Annotated in this window: 14 protein-coding genes and 1 pseudogene; 3 read left to right on the top strand and 12 right to left on the bottom strand. The window is 65.0% G+C overall.

Annotated features, from left to right (window positions below):
* Positions 1 to 96: 96 nt before the first annotated feature.
* The 4 genes from rocF to H8A95_RS25480 form a co-directional block, all read right to left on the bottom strand.
* Positions 97 to 1,074, bottom strand: a complete 978-nt coding sequence (gene rocF / locus H8A95_RS25465) for an arginase (RefSeq protein ID WP_229185617.1) — start codon at positions 1,072 to 1,074, stop codon at positions 97 to 99.
* Positions 1,075 to 1,239: 165 nt separating this feature from the next.
* Positions 1,240 to 2,058, bottom strand: a complete 819-nt coding sequence (locus tag H8A95_RS25470) for an acyl-CoA thioesterase (protein ID WP_229185619.1) — start codon at positions 2,056 to 2,058, stop codon at positions 1,240 to 1,242.
* 195 nt (positions 2,059 to 2,253) lie between these two features.
* The gene (locus H8A95_RS25475) at positions 2,254 to 2,961 is read right to left on the bottom strand and encodes an alpha/beta fold hydrolase (protein WP_229185620.1); all 708 of its coding nucleotides are present in this window, start codon (positions 2,959 to 2,961) and stop codon (positions 2,254 to 2,256) included.
* A gap of 47 nt (positions 2,962 to 3,008) precedes the next feature.
* Entirely contained in the window at positions 3,009 to 5,519 is a 2,511-nt protein-coding gene (locus H8A95_RS25480) for a glycogen/starch/alpha-glucan phosphorylase (RefSeq protein ID WP_229185622.1), read from the bottom strand.
* Between the two features lie 257 nt (positions 5,520 to 5,776).
* On the opposite strand from H8A95_RS25480, the gene H8A95_RS25485 reads away from it, so the two are divergent.
* The gene (locus H8A95_RS25485) at positions 5,777 to 6,010 is read left to right on the top strand and encodes a hypothetical protein (RefSeq protein ID WP_163154832.1); all 234 of its coding nucleotides are present in this window, start codon (positions 5,777 to 5,779) and stop codon (positions 6,008 to 6,010) included.
* Between the two features lie 264 nt (positions 6,011 to 6,274).
* On the opposite strand, the gene H8A95_RS25490 is transcribed toward H8A95_RS25485, so the two are convergent.
* Entirely contained in the window at positions 6,275 to 6,568 is a 294-nt protein-coding gene (locus H8A95_RS25490; protein ID WP_229185624.1) for a GIY-YIG nuclease family protein, read from the bottom strand.
* A 426-nt stretch (positions 6,569 to 6,994) separates the two neighbouring features.
* On the opposite strand from H8A95_RS25490, the gene H8A95_RS25495 reads away from it, so the two are divergent.
* On the top strand, positions 6,995 to 7,426 hold the full coding sequence (locus H8A95_RS25495) for a hypothetical protein (protein ID WP_229185626.1): 432 nt from the start codon (positions 6,995 to 6,997) through the stop codon (positions 7,424 to 7,426).
* A 25-nt stretch (positions 7,427 to 7,451) separates the two neighbouring features.
* Here H8A95_RS25495 and H8A95_RS25500 read toward each other — a convergent pair whose 3' ends face one another.
* On the bottom strand, positions 7,452 to 8,249 hold the full coding sequence (locus tag H8A95_RS25500; protein WP_229185627.1) for a DUF2865 domain-containing protein: 798 nt from the start codon (positions 8,247 to 8,249) through the stop codon (positions 7,452 to 7,454).
* Between the two features lie 173 nt (positions 8,250 to 8,422).
* Positions 8,423 to 8,986 (bottom strand): orotate phosphoribosyltransferase, encoded by a 564-nt coding sequence (gene pyrE / locus H8A95_RS25505; protein ID WP_229185629.1) that lies wholly within the window; start codon positions 8,984 to 8,986, stop codon positions 8,423 to 8,425.
* Between the two features lie 210 nt (positions 8,987 to 9,196).
* Here pyrE and H8A95_RS25510 point away from each other — a divergent pair, with 210 nt between their 5' ends.
* Positions 9,197 to 9,823, top strand: coding sequence for a glutathione S-transferase family protein (locus tag H8A95_RS25510; protein ID WP_229185631.1), 627 nt, complete (start codon positions 9,197 to 9,199; stop codon positions 9,821 to 9,823).
* Between the two features lie 156 nt (positions 9,824 to 9,979).
* On the opposite strand, the gene H8A95_RS25515 is transcribed toward H8A95_RS25510, so the two are convergent.
* The 5 genes and pseudogenes from H8A95_RS25515 to H8A95_RS25540 all read right to left on the bottom strand — a co-directional run bounded on the left by H8A95_RS25515 (position 9,980) and on the right by H8A95_RS25540 (position 18,645).
* Complete coding sequence (locus tag H8A95_RS25515) at positions 9,980 to 10,615, bottom strand: LysE family translocator (RefSeq protein ID WP_097676905.1); 636 nt, start codon at positions 10,613 to 10,615, stop codon at positions 9,980 to 9,982.
* 251 nt (positions 10,616 to 10,866) lie between these two features.
* A pseudogene (gene polA / locus H8A95_RS25520) lies at positions 10,867 to 13,916 on the bottom strand (DNA polymerase I).
* Between the two features lie 213 nt (positions 13,917 to 14,129).
* Positions 14,130 to 14,867: a response regulator gene (locus H8A95_RS25530; protein ID WP_229185632.1), complete on the bottom strand. Its 738-nt coding sequence runs from the start codon at positions 14,865 to 14,867 to the stop codon at positions 14,130 to 14,132.
* Complete coding sequence (locus tag H8A95_RS25535) at positions 14,864 to 16,609, bottom strand: ATP-binding response regulator (protein ID WP_229185634.1); 1,746 nt, start codon at positions 16,607 to 16,609, stop codon at positions 14,864 to 14,866. The genes H8A95_RS25530 and H8A95_RS25535 overlap by 4 nt, the downstream gene beginning before the upstream one ends.
* Positions 16,579 to 18,645 carry a sensor histidine kinase gene (locus H8A95_RS25540; RefSeq protein ID WP_229185652.1) on the bottom strand — a complete coding sequence of 689 codons (2,067 nt, stop codon included), beginning with the start codon at positions 18,643 to 18,645 and terminating at the stop codon, positions 16,579 to 16,581. Before H8A95_RS25540 ends, H8A95_RS25535 begins: the two co-directional genes overlap by 31 nt.
* Between the last annotated feature and the right edge of the window lie 22 nt (positions 18,646 to 18,667).

Here is an 18,667-nt window from a genome sequence, read left to right on the forward strand (position 1 = left end):
CGTCTCGAAGGGTCGACGGCCACCAGCCGGGCCGTGCATCCTTCGAGACGCGCCTACGGCGCTCCTCAGGATGACAGGATTGGACTTGCTCGCGGATTACTCGCCCATCTCCGGCAGCACGGCATTGCTCGGCGTCTGCCGGTCCGTAATCTGCAAACCGAACAGGCTGCCGATCAATTCGACGGCGACGCGAGCGGTGCGGCCGCGTTCGTCGAGGAACGGATTGAGCTCGACGATGTCGAGCGAGCGCACCAGCCCGGAATCGTGCAGCAGCTCCATGATGAGATGCGCTTCCCGATAGGTCGCGCCCCCGGGCACCGTGGTGCCGACGCCGGGTGCGACCTCCGGGTCGAGGAAGTCGACGTCGAACGAGACATGCAGCACGCCGTTCTTCGCCTTGACGCGGTCGATGACGCGGCGGGTCAGCACGGCGACGCCGAACTCGTCGATCTGGCGCATGTCTGATATCGAGACGTTGCGCTGCCGCAGCAGCTTGCGCTCCAGTGGGTCGACCGAGCGGGTGCCGATCAGGTCGAGCTGTTCCGGCGGGATCGAGGCGCGCGGCAACCCGCCGAGCAGATCGTCGAGGCCGGGTTCGCCGCACAGGAAGGCCGCCGACATGCCGTGCATGTTGCCGGTGATGGTCGTGGCCGGCGTGTTGTAGTCGGCATGCGCGTCGACCCACAGCGCGAACAGCGGCCGGCCTTTTTCCTGCCAGTAGCGCGCGACGCCGTTGATCGATCCCATCGACAGTGAGTGATCGCCGCCCATGAAGATCGGGATCGCGCCGGAATGCGCCAGCCAGTAGGCGCGCTCGGACAGCGCGCGGGTCCAGGTCTTCACCTCGTCGTAGAATTTGGTGTTGGCCGGCACCGGGCCGTCGCTAACGACCTGCGGGATCGCAAGGTTGCCGTGGTCGTCGACTTGGAAGTCGAGCTGCTCGAGCAGGCGCGCGATGCCCGCGGTGCGCAGCGCATCCGGTCCCATCAACGGGCCGGCCTGCGAGGCGCCGATCTCGATGGGAACGCCAAGCAGCGCGATGCGGGACGGTTTGGAATTGTCGGCTTCGGACATGCGGCTGGGCTCCCAAGGGCGTGGAACAGAAGCGACGCGCCAATGTTCCCTCAACCCTTGAAATAGGCAACCCGGTCCAATCCGGCCATGTGGATAGTTGCGTTGCGCCTAGGTTTGACGCGTTTTCTTCACCGCGAACCGGTGCCCACTTCGCTCGAAAACGCGCTACGCCTTGAAATAGGCGATCTGCGTCGTGGTCGCGAGCAGGCGGCCGGAGGGTGACCACAATTCACCGTGCTGGTCGCCGTAGCTCTTGTGGAACACCTTGGCGTCGGCTGTGGCGAGCACGCGGGTGGTATCCTCCGCGTTCAGGTCGGTCGCATCGACATGGAAATAGGTCGTCAGCGACACCGTGCCGAACGGCACCAGCTCGTGGCGCGCGTGGAAGACGCGGCCGAAGAACGCATCCGACATCGACATCAGCGACAGCGCGTCGAGCTTGCGCGGCACGCGGTCGGCGATCCAGAGCTTCGAATAGGGGCTCGACGGCTCGTTCGCGGCAGCGCCGCCGAGCTTCGGCTCGCCCGCGGCGAACCGGAAATCATACTGGTTGGCCCAGGTCATCTTGAGCTTCGGATAGGACCGGAGCTCTTCGAACGGCACGGCACCGGGAAACTCGGCCGGCTGGTGCGACCATGACGGCCGGCGCTCGGCGAACACGGCGGTCGCCAGCGTCGCGACCTCGCCGCCGCCTTGCGTCATCTCGACCGACCAGTGCTGGCTCGAGCGGTTGGCCTTCACCAGGCGCACGTCGAGATCGAACATGCCCTCGGCGACCGGCGCGCAGTAATTGACCGTCAGCGCCAGCGGATCGCCCGCGCGCTGCGGGTGCTGCATCAGGGCACGCAGGATGGTCGCCGCCGTGCAGCCGCCGAACGGGCCGACGAACGCCCAGTAATCCGGGCTGGTCCGTCCCTGCCAGCGGCTGTCGCCGGCAGTCACAGCAGTTGCTTCATCGAACAGGTGCGGGGTCTTGGTGAGCATGCAATTTCCTAGCTGCAAATCTGTCCAGCCGTCATTGCGAGGAGCGAAGCGACGAAGCAATCCATCCTTCCGCATATGCTGCGCGATGGATTGCTTCGCTTCGCTCGCAATGACGCTTGCGTTTGGACAAGCAGTACCCCAGCGACCACGCCGAATTCAATGACGTCGAACGTAATCGATTTCCGCGCCCCGGGATTAGAGGTCGGCTCTTGCTTCCACAGCTTGGCAAAAATCGTCGATCACCTTGGCTGCGGCCTCGGGATGAGTTGCCAGAAGCATGTGAGACGCATCGAGCAAATGGACTTGGCAGCGCGGCTGTGCTGCGACGATTTCTCCAACCTGCCTGCTGCTCACCAGGTGGTCGAAACGACCATGGAGACACATCACAGGGCAAGAGAGTCCACGCAGCCGCTCGCGCCTGTCGACGCGAAGGACCTCGCGGGCACGCCCGCGCAGGATTCTTTGAGGCAAGCCGGCGAGCACCTGGTGAAGGCAAGCGGAGAGTTCGGGCGTTGCCGTTGCCCCCATGAGTGCCCTCTCGATAAGGCGCTTCGGCAGCCATCTGAGATCGACCAGCCCGGCGAGCGCAGCGAGCTGGGCCGGCAGCGGATGGCGCGCAAAGCTCGATGCCAGGATCAATCCCGCCACCCGCGAATCCGCGGCGGCGATGTCGATTGCGATCGGTCCCGAGAATGACTCGCCTAAGATGACGAACGACTGATTTGGTGTGCGTTCCGCAACATAGGACGCCAGCTCGGGATAGCTCAGCGGTCGATCGAGCGGATAGGCGAGCAGCTGGACCGGGCGATGCTGTGCCAGTCGCCCAGCGAGATCCTTCAGCAACTCGCCCGTTCCGTCCATGCCCGGCAGGAGGACGACGGGCATGGCCGCGGACGAAGTCATCGGGACATCACTGGATGTCGGGGAGCCCGGTCCGATCGCATCGCGACCTAGCCCTTCGCCTCACGCTGGGTGTCCGATAGCGGCGAGGCGCTTGGGTGCACCGGCACGTGCCAGATGTCCTCGGCATATTCGCGGATGGTGCGGTCGGAGGAGAACCACGCCATGCGCGCCACGTTGAGGATCGAGGCGCGGGTCCAGGCCGGGGGCACCTGCCAGCGCGTGTCGATGCCGCGCTGCGCGTCGTAGTAGGAATTGAAATCGGCCGAGACCATGTAGTGGTCTAGATAGCGCAGCGCGTGCCCGATCGAGGCGAAGCGCGCGGCATCGCCGGGCGAGAACTCGCCGCTCTCGACGGCGCGGATCGCGCGCTCGAGCCGCGGTGAGTTGCGGATCGCGTCGCTGGCATCGAGCCCCTGCTTGCGGCGGACCATGACGTCGCCGGCCTCGAGGCCGAAGATCGCGATGTTTTCCTCGCCGACCGCGTCGCGGATCTCGATATTGGCGCCGTCGAGCGTGCCGATGGTCAGCGCACCATTCAGCGCGAGCTTCATGTTGCCGGTGCCGGAGGCCTCCATGCCGGCGGTCGAAATCTGCTCGGAGAGATCGGCGGCGGGGATGATCACCTCGGCAAGGCTGACATTGTAGTCGGCGAGGAAGGCGACCTTCAGCCTGCCGCCGAGCGAGGCGTCATTGTTGACGACCTCGGCGACGTCGCTGATCAGCTTGATGATCAGCTTGGCGTAGCGGTAGCTCGCCGCCGCCTTGCCCGCGAAGATTTTGACCCGCGGCACCCAGTTCGCACCCGGATCGTCCTTCATCGCATGATAGAGCGCGATCGTCTCCAGGATGTTGAGCAGCTGCCGCTTGTATTCGTGGATACGCTTGATCTGCACGTCGAACAGCGCCGACGGGTCGACCTTGATGTGGTTGCGCTCGCCGATCAGCCGCGCCAGCGCCAGCTTGTTGTGATGCTTGACGTCGCGGAAGCGCTTCTGGAATTCGAGGTCGCTCGAATGCGTCTCGAGCCGCTCCAGCAGCGAGAAGTCGTCGAGCACGGCTTCGCCGCAGGTCTCGCGCAGCAGCGCGGTCAGCTGCGGGTTGGCCAGCATCAGCCAGCGGCGGAAGGTGATGCCGTTGGTCTTGTTGGTGATGCGCGACGGGTAGAGATGATGCAGGTCGTGGAACACGGTCTCCTTCATCAGATCGGAATGCATCGCGGAAACGCCGTTGATGCGGTGCGAGCCGACGAAGGCGAGCTGGCCCATCCGCACGCGGCGGCCGCTGCGCTCGTCGATCAGCGACACCGAGGCGCGATATTCGATGTCGCCGGGGAAACGCTCCTCGGCGAGCGCGAGATGCGCCACGTTGATGCGGTAGATGATCTCGAGATGCCGCGGCAGCAGCCGTTCGAACAATTCGACCGGCCAGGTCTCGAGCGCCTCCGGCAGCAGCGTGTGGTTGGTGTAGGACAGGGTCGCGACCGTGATCTTCCAGGCCTCGTCCCAGCGGAAATTGTGCAGATCGACCAGGATGCGCATCAGCTCGGTGACCGCAAGACTCGGATGGGTATCGTTGAGCTGCACCGCCGCCTTCTGCGCGAGGTTGCGCAGGCCGCCGTCGGAGGCGAGATGCCGCTTCACCAGATCCTGCAACGAGGCCGAGACGAAGAAATATTCCTGGCGCAGCCGGAGCTCGCGGCCCGCCGCGCTCTCGTCGTTCGGATAGAGGAATTTGCAGATCGCTTCCGCGCGCGCCTGCTCGGCGCTGGCCGAGACGTAGTCGCCTGAGTTGAAGACGTCGAGCTTGAGCGGGTCGGGCGCGTGCGCCGACCAAAGCCGCAGCGCGTTGACGTGCTGGCCGCGCCAGCCGACGATTGGCGTGTCGTAGGCCATCGCCTCGACGGTTTCCGTGGGATGCCAGGTGGCGCGGTCGCGGCCGCGATCGTCGACATGCTCGACATGGCCGCCGAAATGGACGTTGTAGACCACCTCCGGCCGCTGGAATTCCCAGGGGTTGCCGAAGGCGAGCCACTCGTCGGGATATTCCTGCTGCCAGCCGTGGTTCATGATCTGGCGGAACAGGCCGAAATCGTAGCGGATGCCGTAGCCGGTCGCGGGGATCGCCAGCGTCGCCATGCTCTCCATGAAGCAGGCCGCGAGCCGCCCGAGACCGCCATTGCCGAGCGCCGCATCCGGCTCGCATTTGCGCAGGTCCGACAGATCGACGCCGAGGTCGCCGAGCGCTGCCTCGAACAGCGGCAGCAATCCCATATTGTTCAGCGCGTCGGTGAACAGGCGGCCGATCAGGAATTCGAGCGAGAGATAATAGACGCGCTTGGAGCCGGCGTCGTAGGTCTGCTTCTCGGCGGTCAGCCAGTGGTGCACGATGCGGTCGCGCAGCGCCAGCGCCGCCGCCTTGTACCAGTCGCGCCTGGTCGCAACGGTGGCGTCCTTGCCGATCGCAAGCCGCAGCTTGGCCAGGATCGCGCCCTTGATCTCGGTCAGCGCCAGTTCGTCGATCGGCTGGTTCAATGCCGGGTAGTTTGTCTGTTCCTGCAACGCCCAATCCCTGCCCTTCAGATCTGAGCACGATCCCCTCGGAAATCCCGCTGTCCGCGGTTTCCCGATCGTGCTCCAACGCAATGATACGCGCCTTGCATGGCAACCGAAACTGTCCGGGACAAGGCCATACACGGCGTTGCCGCAATTTTATGCAAGGACCGGGCCGCTCCGGGAACCTTCCGGACCCGCCATCGCGGGTGCTACGATCGCGCTGTGAAAGCCGGGATTTTCCGACAATCGGCGGAGGATGCGTGATGAGATTGTTGATCGAAATCGCGGCCGCAGCATTGCTCGTGGTGTGCATCACGGCGACCAGCGCAGCCTACGCAGCAGGCAGAGGCGGCCGCAGCGCGGACGGCCTGACGTGCAGCTTCAGCGTGGCGCAGAACGCTTCGCCCGCCGCGCGCTGCGCCGCCATCAAGCATCAATGCGGTGGCAAGTTCTACGCGAATGCCTGCGGCGACAAGCTGCTGTCCGCAGCGAATTGAACACCGCGCAATGCGCTTTCATGCGCTGGTTGGGACACCGTGGTGATACGGATTTCCAAGGCTTAACAAGTCCTTTACAACCACACCTGTCGCTCGTGGGGCGGGCACATTTTCAGCTCCGACGCATTTCATACCGAAGCAATTTTCAACGGGCCGCTGACTTAGTCAGCGGCCCGAATTGCCTTTGGGCACGGCGCGCGCAGCAATAACGCGCTTGCACCACATCGTCGTCCTGGCGAAAGCCAGGACCCATTACCCCAATAGTCAGATAAGGTCGGACCGGTCGTTCCAGTCGGGATTATTGCGCTCGATCAGCTTGATCTTCCAGTCGCGCTTCCAGAACTTCAGCTGCTTCTCGCGCGCGATCGCTTCCTGCGGTGTGGCGAATTCTTCGACGTGCACGAGACGGAATACCAGGTATTTGTAGACGAACTTGGAGCCCCGGCCCGAGCGATGCAGTTCAAGCCTCGCGCCAAGATCGTTCGTCACGCCGACATAGATCGTGCCGTGATGCCGGCTCGCGAGAATGTAGACGTAGTAGCTGCCGGCGGTGCTCATGCGTGGCCAAAGCTCGCGATATGTCGGCCTGCTGGGGTAATGGGTCCTGGCTTTCGCCAGGACGACGCTCAAACATGATCCATAAACCGGTGCTGTCCTAGTTAGGACACTCGCAACCGGTAATTGGGACACTGGGCAGCGACTATCTGGAAGTCGCAACCAAGGGGCCTCCATGACCTACGTTCCACCTCCACCTCCCGAGCGATCCTTCGGGGCGGGCTGTGGCTTCATTCCTTTTATGCTGTTCATCGCTCTGATTTTGATCGCAGTGACAGTTGGCCCGCTTCTGACCAAGAGAGGATGGAGCTGAGGCCTCTAACCAATCAGAACGAATTAAGAACACTTTAGCAAGTCTTTGATATATCATTATGATTCGGCGTTGAGCCGATACAATATCTAGGGTCTCCCAGCCTTCGCGAGGACTACATGTCCACCATCGCCTTCGATCAGTTCGCTCTCACCCGCATCGCGGATTTCGCCCGCTCGCTGTCGCGGCTGCATCAGGCCTCGCGGCGCCAGCCGATCGACGACGACCAGCTCGATCGCGAATTCAACGCGGTCTGCATGTCGATCTGGGGCTACACCACGGACGATTTCAGTGACGAGCTGTTTTCGCTCGAGGATCACGCCTGGCTCGATACGCTCGACGAAGCGCATGCGCGGATCTTCGCCGGCGAGCAGGGCTACGATCTCGTCGACGATCACGGCATGCTGACGGACTGGTGGGGCTATTGCTGGATGATCCTCGCCGAGAAGCGCGGCCTCCTCAATGCGGAGAACCGCGCCGCCGCGCGGGCTGCGATCGAGGAGAAATACCTGGCCGCGCCGAATGTGATCGGCGTGATCGTGGCGCGCTGACAGGCGCCGACGCAGCTCGTAATCGCTAGTTCGCCTCGGCCCGCTTGGCGGGCTTTGCGGCGTTGCCCTTCGGCACACCCGACGACGGCGCCTGCGGCGCGACATCGCGGCTGGTTTCCGGCAACGGCGCGTCGCTCGCGATCTCGGCGCTGATGGGAGCGACCTTCATTTCGCCGAGCCGGGCGCGAACCGCCGCGGTCAACCCGGGATAGGAGGCGACCGGGGTGAAGTCGAACGACTGCTCGTTGCCGACACGGACGCCGGTATAGGCGACCAGGCCGTCGGTGGTCGCGATCACATCACCGGCCTTCAGCGAGGCATCGAGGGTGAGGTCGACCGGCGCGAGCCCTGCCGGGTCGCGGCCGTTGCAGGTGCAGTCGGCGCGCAACGCCTTGCGATAGGCGAAGGCGTTCTCGCTGTCGGCGTAGCGCTCGCCGGTGCTCGAGGCGGAGCTGTCGATATGGCTGCCGTAATAGACCTTGGTGGCGCTTGCCGGACAGAAGGCCTGGCAGAGCTGCGCCGGCGTCGCGTTGCCACGCATCGTCAGCGGAAAATACTTGCCGTCGCAGCTGCGCACGCAATAGGCCGGTCCGGAACCGGCCACGCGCGTTGCCGATTGAGGTGCGGATGTCTGCCGTTCCGGCTGCTGGTTGAGGCCGAACGGATCGGCGAAGAAATTGGCTTGCGGCGGGGCTTGCCGGCCCTGCTGCTTCTGGGAACCGCCGAAGAAGAAGTCGAACAGCCCTTCGGCTGAGACGGGTGCGGGCACGACCAGGACGGAACCCGCAACGGCTGCGGCGGCAAGGATCACGCGGCGCCGCATGCGCCGATCACTCAACTCTGTACGCAACGCCAACTCCACCCGACGCGCCGCGGCGACAAGGTGCCCCGGCCGCTTCACCATAGGGTGGGATGGTAAACGAGCGATTGATCGAGCGTGACGGCGTCACAAGAAACGCGGACTGCGCGGTCTATGCAGCTGGCCGCGACGGAACCTCAGTCCTTCAGGAACTCGCTGGCCTTGTACAGCGCGCGGAACGGCAAGCCGGCCTCGGTAAATGTCTCGGTCGCGCCTTCCTCGCGGTCGACCATGGTGAAGACCAGCGCGATCTCGCCGCCGGCCTCGCGCACGGCTTCCGCCGCCTTCAGCGCCGATCCGCCTGTCGTGGTGACGTCCTCGACGATCACGATGCGCTTGCCCACCAGCGTCTCGCCCTTGGCGAGACCTTCGACCGAAAGCCGCGCGCCGTGCTCCTTCGGCTTCTTGCGCACGAAGAAGGCGGCGATCGGGTGGCCCTTCAGCCAGGAGAGCTGTGCGATGGCGCCGGCGAGCGGCACCGCGCCCATCTCGAGCCCGCCGACGAGATCGAGCTTGTCGTCCTTCAGTGCTTCATAGGTCAGCTCGGCGAGCAATGCAGCGCCTTCGGGATCGAGCATCGTCGGCTTCAGGTTGAAATAGAAGTCGCTCTTGCGGCCCGACGCCAACGTGATCTCGCCGCGGCCGAACGAACGCTTGCGGATGATCTCGGCGAGGCGGGCGCGGGAAGCTGATTTGGACAAGGCTTTTTCCCTTGGAGGGTGTTGGGGTTTCAGGCGGCCGGCAATCTATCGGCGGTTACCGGCACATTCCAGCGGGTATATCCCGCCGTCAACAGTGCCCGCGCCGCCATTTTCAGCGCAGCCGTGTGCGGAAAGCGCGGTTGTGCGGCCGTTCCATTCCCCGTAAGCAGGCGCCGAACGCTCGGCCAAACACTTGCACGGGAAGCGGAAATGACCATCGAGCTGCACACCTGGAACACGCCCAATGGCCGCAAGATTTCGGTTGCGCTCGAGGAAATGGGGCTGCCCTACAAGGTGATCCCGGTGAATATCGGCAAGGGCGAGCAGATGGCGCCCGCCTTCCTCGCGATCAGCCCGAACAACAAGATCCCGGCGATCGTCGATCCCGATGGCCCCGGCGGCAAGCCGGTCAGCATCTTCGAGTCCGGCGCGATCCTGCTCTATCTCGGCGAGAAGACCGGCAAGTTCCTGCCGAAGCCGCTGGCGGAGCGGATTCCGGTCTATGAGTGGCTGATGTGGCAGATGGGCGGTTTCGGCCCGATGCCGGGCCAGGTGCACCATTTCATCGCGCTGGAGAACGAGCAGGACCGTGCCTACGGCCTCAAGCGCTACATGGCCGAGACGCGGCGGCTCTATGGCGTGCTGGACCGCAGGCTTGCCGACCGCGATTTCGTCGCCGGCGATCTCTCGGTGGCCGATTTCGCCATCCTCGGCTGGGCCTGGCGCCACCCGCGCCACAAGGTGGATCTCGCCGACTTCCCCAACGTCAAGCGCTGGTACGAGACGCTGATGGCCCGCCCCGCGACGAAGCGGGGGATGGAGGCGAAGCTGGATTGAGGTCTTCACCTTCTCCCCTTGTGGGAGAAGGTGGCGCGCAGCGCCGGATGAAGGGTCTCCCTCCGCGAGTGAGTTCGTGGAGAGAGACCCCTCACCCGGCTGCATCTCGCTCCGCTCGATTTCGCCACCCTCTCCCACAGGGGGAGAGGGTACTCACTAGGCCCGCCTTGCCTCGAGCGCCATCTTCATCGCAAGCCCGGCGAGCACCGTGCCCATCAGCCAGCGCTGCACCAGCAGCCAGGTCGGGCGGGTGCCGAGGAACACCGCGATGGAGCCGGCGGCGAGTGCGATCATCGCGTTGACGCTGACGCTGATCACGATCTGGATCGAGCCGAGCGCGAGCGACTGCGTCAGCACGCTGCCGCCGGCGGGATCGATGAACTGCGGCAGCAGCGCTAGATAGAGCATCGCAATCTTCGGGTTGAGCAGATTGGTGAGAAAGCCCATCGCGAACAATTTGCGCGGGCCATCGACCTTCAGCGCCTTGACCTGGAACGGCGAGCGGCCGCCGGGCTTGAGCGCCTGCCACGCCAGCCAGAGCAGATAACCCGCGCCGGCAAAGCGCAGCGCGTCATAGGCGTAAGGAATTGCAAACAGCAGCGCGGTGATGCCGAACGCCGCGCACAGCATGTAGAACACGAAGCCGAGCGCGACGCCGCCGAGCGAGACGATGCCGGCCGCCGGCCCCTGCGTGATCGAGCGCGAGATCAGGTACATCATGTTCGGCCCGGGCGTCAGCACCATGCCGAGGCAGACGAGCGCAAAGCCGAGCAAAGCGGATGTGTGGGGCATGATGGGTCTCGCGAGGGGATGCACACACTTCTAGCGCGTCATCCGCCGCGCAGCCATGCTGGAATTGCTCTCGGAGCAATGTGGTTCAGCTGCGACAGTGCGCTCCCTCGCCCCGCTCTTGCGGGGAGAGGGTTGGGGTGAGGGGCTCTTTCCGCTAGGCGGTGCGAGCCGTAAGACCTGTACCCCTCACCCGGATCGCATCGCAGATGCGATCCGACCTCTCCCCGCAGGCGGGGCGAGGTGGACTTCGATCAATGCGCCTCGTCCCAATTGTTGGCGGCGCGGGCATCGACCTGGAGCGGCAGTGACAGCATCACCGCCGGGAACGGTGCGTCCTGCATCACCTTCTGCACGACCGGCAGCGTCGCCGCGACTTCGCCGTCGGGCACCTCGAAGATCAGCTCGTCATGCACCTGCAGCAGCATCTGTGCCGTGAGTTTCTTCTCGGCGAGCGCGTCCTCGACACGGATCATGGCGCGGCGGATGATGTCGGCGGCGGTGCCCTGCAAGCGCGCATTGATCGCTGCGCGTTCGTTGAAGGCGCGCACCGAGGCGTTGGACGCCTTGATGTCGGGGTAATAGCACTTGCGGCCGAACAGCGTCGTCACATAGCCGTTGCGGCGACAGAAATCCTTGGTCTCGTCCATATAGGCGCGGATGCCCGGGAAGCGCTCGAAGTATTTCTTGATGTAGGCCGAGGCTTCCTCGCGCGCGATGCCGAGCTGGTTGGCGAGGCCGAACGCCGAGATGCCGTAGATGATGCCGAAGTTGATTGCCTTGGCGCGGCGCCGCACTTCGCTCGGCATATCCTTGATCGGCACGCCGAACATTTCGGACGCGGTCATCGCATGAATGTCGAGCCCATCGCGGAACGCCTGGCGCAGCACCGGCACGTCGGCGATCTCGGCGAGCAACCGCAGTTCGATCTGCGAGTAATCGGCCGACACCAGCTTGTGGCCCGGCGTCGCGATGAAGGCGCGGCGGATCTTGCGGCCGTCCTCGGTACGAACCGGGATGTTCTGCAAGTTCGGTTCGTTCGACGACAGCCGGCCCGTCGTGGTCGCGGCCAGCGCATAGGTCGTGTGAACGCGGTGGGTCTGCGGATTGACGTAGGTCGGCAGCGCGTCGGTGTAGGTCGATTTTAGCTTGGAGACCTGGCGCCACTCCAGGATCTTGCTCGGAAGCGCATGACCCTGCTCGGCGAGGTCGTCGAGCACCTGCGCGGTGGTCGACCACGCACCGGTCTTGGTCTTGGTGCCGCCGGGCAATCCCATCTTGCCGAAGATGATGTCGCCGATCTGCTTGGGGCTGCCGACATTGACCGGTTCGCCGGCGATCTCCTGGATCTCGGCCTCGACCCGCGCCGCGGTCTGGGCGAAATCGCCCGAGAGGCGTGAGAGCACCTGGCGGTCGATCGAGATGCCGCGGCGCTCCATCCGCGCCAGCACCGAGACCAGCGGCCGCTCCAGCGTCTCGTAAACCGTCGCCATCCGCTCGGCGACGAGGCGCGGCTTCAGCACACGCCACAACCGCAGGATCGTGTCGGCGCTTTCGGCGGCATATTCGGTCGCCTTGTCGATCGTGACCTGATCGAAGGTCAGCTTGCCCTTGCCGCTGCCGACGAGGCCGCCGTAATTGACGACGGCATGCCCGAACCAGCGCTCGGCGAGCGACTCCAGCGCGTGCGAGCCGCGGCCGGCATCGAGCGCGTACGACATCAGCTGCGCATCGTCGATGTTGCGCAGCATGACGCCATGCTGCGCCAGCATCACGGTGGTGAACTTGACGTTGAAGCCGACCTTCTGGATACCGACCGACTCCAGCAGCGGCTTCAGCGCCTTCAGCGCGTCGGCGGTCTTGATCTGGCCGGGCGCGAGCCCTGCGTCGAACAGGCCGGTGCCACCGCCGGGCTCCCTGTGGCCGAGCGGGACGTAGGCGGCGTCGTTAGGCGCCACGGCGAGCGCCAGCCCGGACAGCTCGGCCTGCATCGGATCGATCGATTCCGACATCGCCTCGATCGCGAGATAGCCGGTGTCGTGCGCGCGCGCGACAAAGGCGTTGAGCTGATCGAGACTGCCGATCGCCTGGTATGCCTTGCGGTCGAAGCCGGTCTTGCGGATCGCTTCGCCACGAGCCTCGGCCAGCGTTGCCGGCGTGCCTCTCCGGTTGGAGTTCTTGTCGTCGCGCGCGCCGGTCGGCTTGGCTTTCGCCAGCGGTGCTGCGGCCGATGCCGGTGCATCTCCGGGCGCCGGCGTGACGTCCGACGCGGCAGCGGCGAGAACACGCTGGCGCCGCTCTTGTTGCCGGGATCGGCCTCGACATTGGCCGGATCGATCTGCGCATAGTCGGCGACGCGGCGGGTGAGGGTGGTGAACTCCATCGCCTTGAGGAAGGCGACCAACTTGCGCGCATCGGGCTCGTGCACCGCGAGGTCGTCGAGCGGCACGTCGAGCTCGACCTTGTCGTCGAGCAGCACGAGCTGGCGCGAGATGCGTGCCTTCTCGGCGTTCTCGAGCAGCGCCTCACGCCGCTTCGGCTGCTTGATCTCGGTCGCGCGGAACAAGAGCTGTTCGAGATCGCCATATTCGATGATCAGCTGGGCCGCGGTCTTGATGCCGATGCCGGGGACGCCGGGCACGTTGTCGGTGGAATCGCCGGCCAGCGCCTGCACCTCGACCACCTTCTCGGGCGGCACGCCGAATTTCTCGATCACCTCGTCGCGACCGATGCGGCGGTCCTTCATGGTGTCGTACATCAGCACCTTGTCGGTGACGAGCTGCATCAGGTCCTTGTCGGAGGAAACGATCGTCGTGGTGGCGCCCCGTTCGCTTGCCAGCCGCGCATAGGTTGCGATCAGATCGTCGGCTTCGAAGCCGGCCTGCTCGAGGCAAGGCAAGTCAAATGCGCGCACCGCCTCGCGGATCAGCGCGAATTGCGGGATCAAATCGTCGGGCGCCGGCGGTCGGTGCGCCTTGTAGTCGGGATAGAGCTTGTTGCGGAACGTGATCTCGGATTTGTCGAACACGATCGCCAGATGCGTCGGCCGGTTGTCGTCCGGCATGTCGCGCAGCAGCTTCCACAGCATGTTGCAGAAGCCGAGCACGGCGTTGACCTGCAGCCCGTCGGACTTGCGGTTCAGCGGCGGCAGCGCGTGATAGGCGCGGAAGATGTAGCCCGAACCATCGACCAGGAAGATATGGTCGCCCTTGGCTGCTGGCTTGGCGGCAACGGGCTTGGGTGCGGTCTTCGGAGCTGGCTTTTCAGCTGGCTTGGCGGGGTCTTTGGAGGCTGTTTTCGGCATGGCCGAAACTTAGGGATTTTTGCGCGGATTGACAGCCTTACGTGTGTGGATTCTGTGCGTGCCGCACAGCGAATTCGATGAATTTGAGACCCGTCATCCGAGGAGCCTGCGTAGCAGGCGTCTCGAAGGATCGACGGCCACGGACCGGGCCGTGCATCCTTCGAGACGCCGCTTCGCGGCTCCTCAGGATGACGGAGGTAGAGCCGGAACGGCCTAAGCCTTGTCGCCGGTCGGCGAGAACAGGTAGCCGCCGCCGCGGATGGTCCGGATCACCGACGGCTTGGTCGGATCGAATTCGATCTTGCGGCGGATGCGCATGATGCGCAGGTCGACGGCGCGGTCGAAGGCTTCGGCGTCGCGCGCATTGGCGAGTTCCAAGAGCCGCTCGCGCGACAGCACGCGCTTCGGGTTGGCCGCGAACACCTTCAGCAGGCCGAATTCGGAGGCGGTCAGCGGATGCTCGTTGCCTTCGTCGTCGCGCAGAGCCTGGGCCTCGAGATCGAGCCATTTGGTGCCGAACCGCACCAGCTGCTCCTTTCCGGCCTTGGCACCAGCCGGTTCCGGCGCGGCTGATTTGGCCGGCCCGCTTCGCCGCAGCACCGAGCGGATGCGCGCCATCAGCTCGCGCAATTCGCAGGGCTTGGCCACGTAGTCGTCGGCGCCGAGCTCGAGCCCGACCACCCGATCGATCGGGCTGGCGGTAGCTGTCAGCATGATGACGGGGACGTTGATCTTGCTCTTGAGGTCGCGAATGATCGACAGCCCGTCTTCCTCGGGCATGTTGAGGTCCAGCACCACGAGATCGGGCGTGTTGCTCTCGATCTCCTTGCGCAGGCTCTTGCCGCCGTCGCACAGCGTCACGCCGAAGCCGTGCATCTTGAGGTAATCGCCGATCATCTCGCGGGCCGGGGCCTCGTCGTCGACGATGAAGATATGCGGGTTCTGGTTCATGTCTCTGTCGCCGGCAGTGTAACCGTAAAGGTCGACCCCTGTCCGGGGCCCGGGCTCTGTGCGGTCACATGGCCGCCATGCATGTCGATGATGCGCTTGACGATGGAAAGGCCGAGGCCGGTCGAGCTCTCGCCCGCGGTCGGCTTGGCCGACAGCCGCTGGAACCGGCCGAACAGCCGGCTGAGGTCCTCGGGGCTGAGGCCGGGGCCCTGGTCGACGATCCGGATCACGGTGTCGTCGCCCTCGTGGCTGACCTCGACCGTGATCTTGCCGCCGATCGGCGAATATTTGATGGCGTTGCTGACCAGATTGTCGATCGCCTCGCGGATCCGGTCGGTGTCGCACATCGTGACGAAATGCTGCGGCCCCGAGACCGAGATGCTCTGCTGCTTGTTGACGGCCGAGGGCAGGTTGGCCTCGGTCACCTCGTTGACGAGGGCCGCGATATCGACCGGCTCGCGGCGAATGGTGATGTCGAAGGCATCAGCCATCGCATCCGAGATCAGATGGTCGACCATCGAGGTCAGCCGCTTGGTTGCATCCCGGATGTGCTCGACCTGGGCCGTGACGTTTTCCTTCGGCGAGCCGACGCCGATCAGTTCGGTCAGCATCTCGGTGCGGCCGAGGATCACGCCGAGCGGATTCTTCAGGTCGTGCGCGACGGTGCCGAGGATCTCGTTCTTGAAGCCGTTGGCGCGCTGCAGCCGCAGCCATTGCGCCGACAGCCGACGGTTGGCCTGCATCAGCGCGCGGGTGCGCTGCGTGACGCGGTCCTCGAGCTGGGTGTTGGCCTCGTGCAGCTGCTGGTAGAGGATCACGTTGTCGAACGCGATCGACAGCCGGCTCGAGAAGATCTCGACCAGCGCACGGTCGGTGTCGGAGAGCTGGCGCTCGGCCTGCAGCAGCACCACGACCTCGCGGCCGCTGCCGGTGCGCGAATAGAGCACGCTGCGGTGGTCGGCGAATTCGTTCTTGCGGGCCTGGAAGGCGGCTTCCACCATGTGCCGCAGATCGGCATCGAGCGCCTTCGACGAGGTGGTGCCGATGAAGCGGCTGTAGCAGCCCGAACAGGCCAGCACCGAGAAATCACACGCGGCCGCGTTGCCGTCGTCGCGCAGCACCAGGATGCCGGCGCAGTCGACGTTGAGCAGCGAGGCGAGCTGGGTCAGCACCCCTTCGGCCAGCCGCTGCATCGACTTGAAGTCGTACAGCGTCGAGGCCGCGTCGATGATGATCTCGAGCCCGCGCCGCGTCTGCACCATGCGCTCGAGCTGCTGGTAGCTGCGCAGCGCCGCGGTCAGCGAGGTGAACAGCTTGTCGGCGGTGAGCTCGGTCTTCGCCTTGTAGTCGTTGATGTCGTACTGCACGATGACGCGCCGTTCCGGCGCCTGGCCAGGCTGGCCGGTGCGCAGGATGATGCGGACGGTCTCGTTCTTGATCTCGTTGCGGATGTACTCGACGAGCTCGAGGCCGGCGACGTCGGTCTCCATGATGACGTCGAGCAGCACGGCGGCGATGTCGGGGTTGTCCCGCATCAGCGTGCGGCCTTCTGCCGCGGAGTAGGCCGAGAGGATCTCCAGCGTCGCACCGTTCAGGTTGTAGTCGCTGAGCGCGAAGCGGGTGCCTTCATGGACGGCGTGATCGTCGTCGATCACGGCGATCTTCCATTTCCGGGCCGACGAGTCCTCCGGGGGGCTCTCGGTGTCGTCGATCAGTTGGAGGACATCGTCCTGTTCGGCCATTGACTGGTTCCGTCGGCTGCTGCGTCAGTGATCGTGGGCTCGCCCTTGGCTGCCCCCTTGGCGATCCTGGGCATGATAATGCGAAAAGTCGTGCCTTGTCCTACCCTTGACTCCAGCATCATGCGTCCGCCGAGTTGCTGGGTGACGAGGTTATAGACGATGTGGAGGCCGAGGCCCGTACCACCTTCGTTGCGGCGCGTCGTAAAGAACGGGTCGAACGCCTGTCGCTGCACGTCCGGCGTCATGCCAGCCCCGTCGTCGGCAAAGATGATCTCGACATCGTCAGCGCCGCGCCCGCGCGCCGAGATCGTGATGTTGCCGGAGCGGCCGTCGGCGAAGGCATGATTGACGGCGTTGAGGAAAAGATTGGTTAAGATCTGCCCATAGGCGCCCGGATAGCCGTCGATCAAGAGCCCATCGGGCACGTCGACGGACAGCGCGATCGCGGCCTTCTTCAGCACCGGCCGCAGGCTCGCCACGATCTGGTCGGTCGCTTCACTCAAGGCAAACTGGCGGCGTTCGGCATGCGAGCGATCGACCGCGACCTGCTTGAACGACTGGATCAGCTCGCCGGCGCGCTGCAGGTTCGCGACCAGTTGCTGCGATGCGTCACGCGAGGCGCGCACGAATTCGTCGAGCGTGGAGCGGCGCAGCGGCTCGGTCCTCAGGTCGCTCTCGAAGATCTCGCTGCGGCGGGCGAAGCTCGACGCCACCGTCAGGCTGATGCCGATCGGATTGTTGACCTCGTGGGCGACGCCGGCGACGAGGCCGCCGAGTGCGGCGAGGCGCTCGGCATCGATCAGGTTCTGCTGCGCGGCGTTGAGCTCGAGCAGCGCGCTCTCGGCCTTCTCCTTGGCGGTGCGCAGCTCGTCCTCGGTCTTGCGCTTGGCGATCGCGTTCTCGCGGAACACCTCGACCGCGCGCGCCATGGCGCCGACCTCGTCCTTGGCCGATGTGCCCTGCACCGGCCGGTCGAGATCGCCCGAGGTGATCGTGCGCATCGCGGCCATGATCTGCGCCAGCGGCAGCCGGATCGAGAGCGCGATCATGACGCCGGCCGACATGATGACGCCGAGGAAGATCACGGCGATCGACAGCACCCGGCGCGAGATCGAGGTCAGCGTCTTGTCGAACGTCTCCTGCGCCTTCTGCTCGCGCTGGCGCATCTTCACCGAGAGATCGTCGATCGCGCCGATCGCATCCGCCTGGCTGGCGTCGATCGAGTTGCGCAACAAATCGGTGCGGTTGGTGAGCTGTTCGCTGAGCTTGCCGAGCCCGTCGCGCAGCTCGGCGGTCTTGACCTTGAGCCGCGCCAGCGCCATGCGCTGCAAATCGTTCTCGGCCATGTCGGTCATGACCGGGATCGTCTTCTCGATCGTATCGATGTTGCGGCGGGCTTCCTCGGCCGACGACGAGTCGAGCGAGAGGTAGTAGGCGTTGGCGGCGACCAGCAGCGAGGTGAACGCTTCGCGCGATTTGCCGAGTGCGGGCCAGATCAGCGCATCGCGATGGCCGGTGGCGCCCTCGATGATCGAGTAGAGCCCGGCCATGTCCTTGGTCGGACCCAGCACCTGTTCGTCGTAGGTCTTGGAAATCTTGGTCTGCACGGTGCGCAATTCGCCGAAGCCGTCGAGGAAACGGCTGGTGACGCGTTCGAGCTGCTCGACCGAGCCCGACAGCATCGGGTCGGTCGAGGCCCGGTTGGTCAGCGTGCCGAGCACGGCTTCGCGCAGCAGCAGGATTTCCGCGAACAGGTCCGGGCTCGGCTGATTGATGTAGCGATGGATAAGGTTCTGCAGACGGCTGGTCTCGCTTTCGAGCTTGGCCAGGATCTTGTCCGATTCCCGCACCTGGCGGACATCGTCCCAGGCCGAGCCGAGCACCTTCGAGCCGTTCCAGATCAGCACCGCCAGCACGATCACGACCGCGGAGTTGAGCAGCGCGATCGAAAGGATGCGCCAGCGGATCGGTACCGCACGCAGCAACTGGACGATGCGGAAACGGCCCTGCGGCCCGAAGGCCGCCGGCCGTCGCATCTTTCCGTGCTGTTGGGGTGCG

The sequence above is a fragment of the Bradyrhizobium oropedii genome, assembly GCF_020889685.1.
In the GTDB taxonomy this organism is placed as follows: domain Bacteria; phylum Pseudomonadota; class Alphaproteobacteria; order Rhizobiales; family Xanthobacteraceae; genus Bradyrhizobium; species Bradyrhizobium oropedii.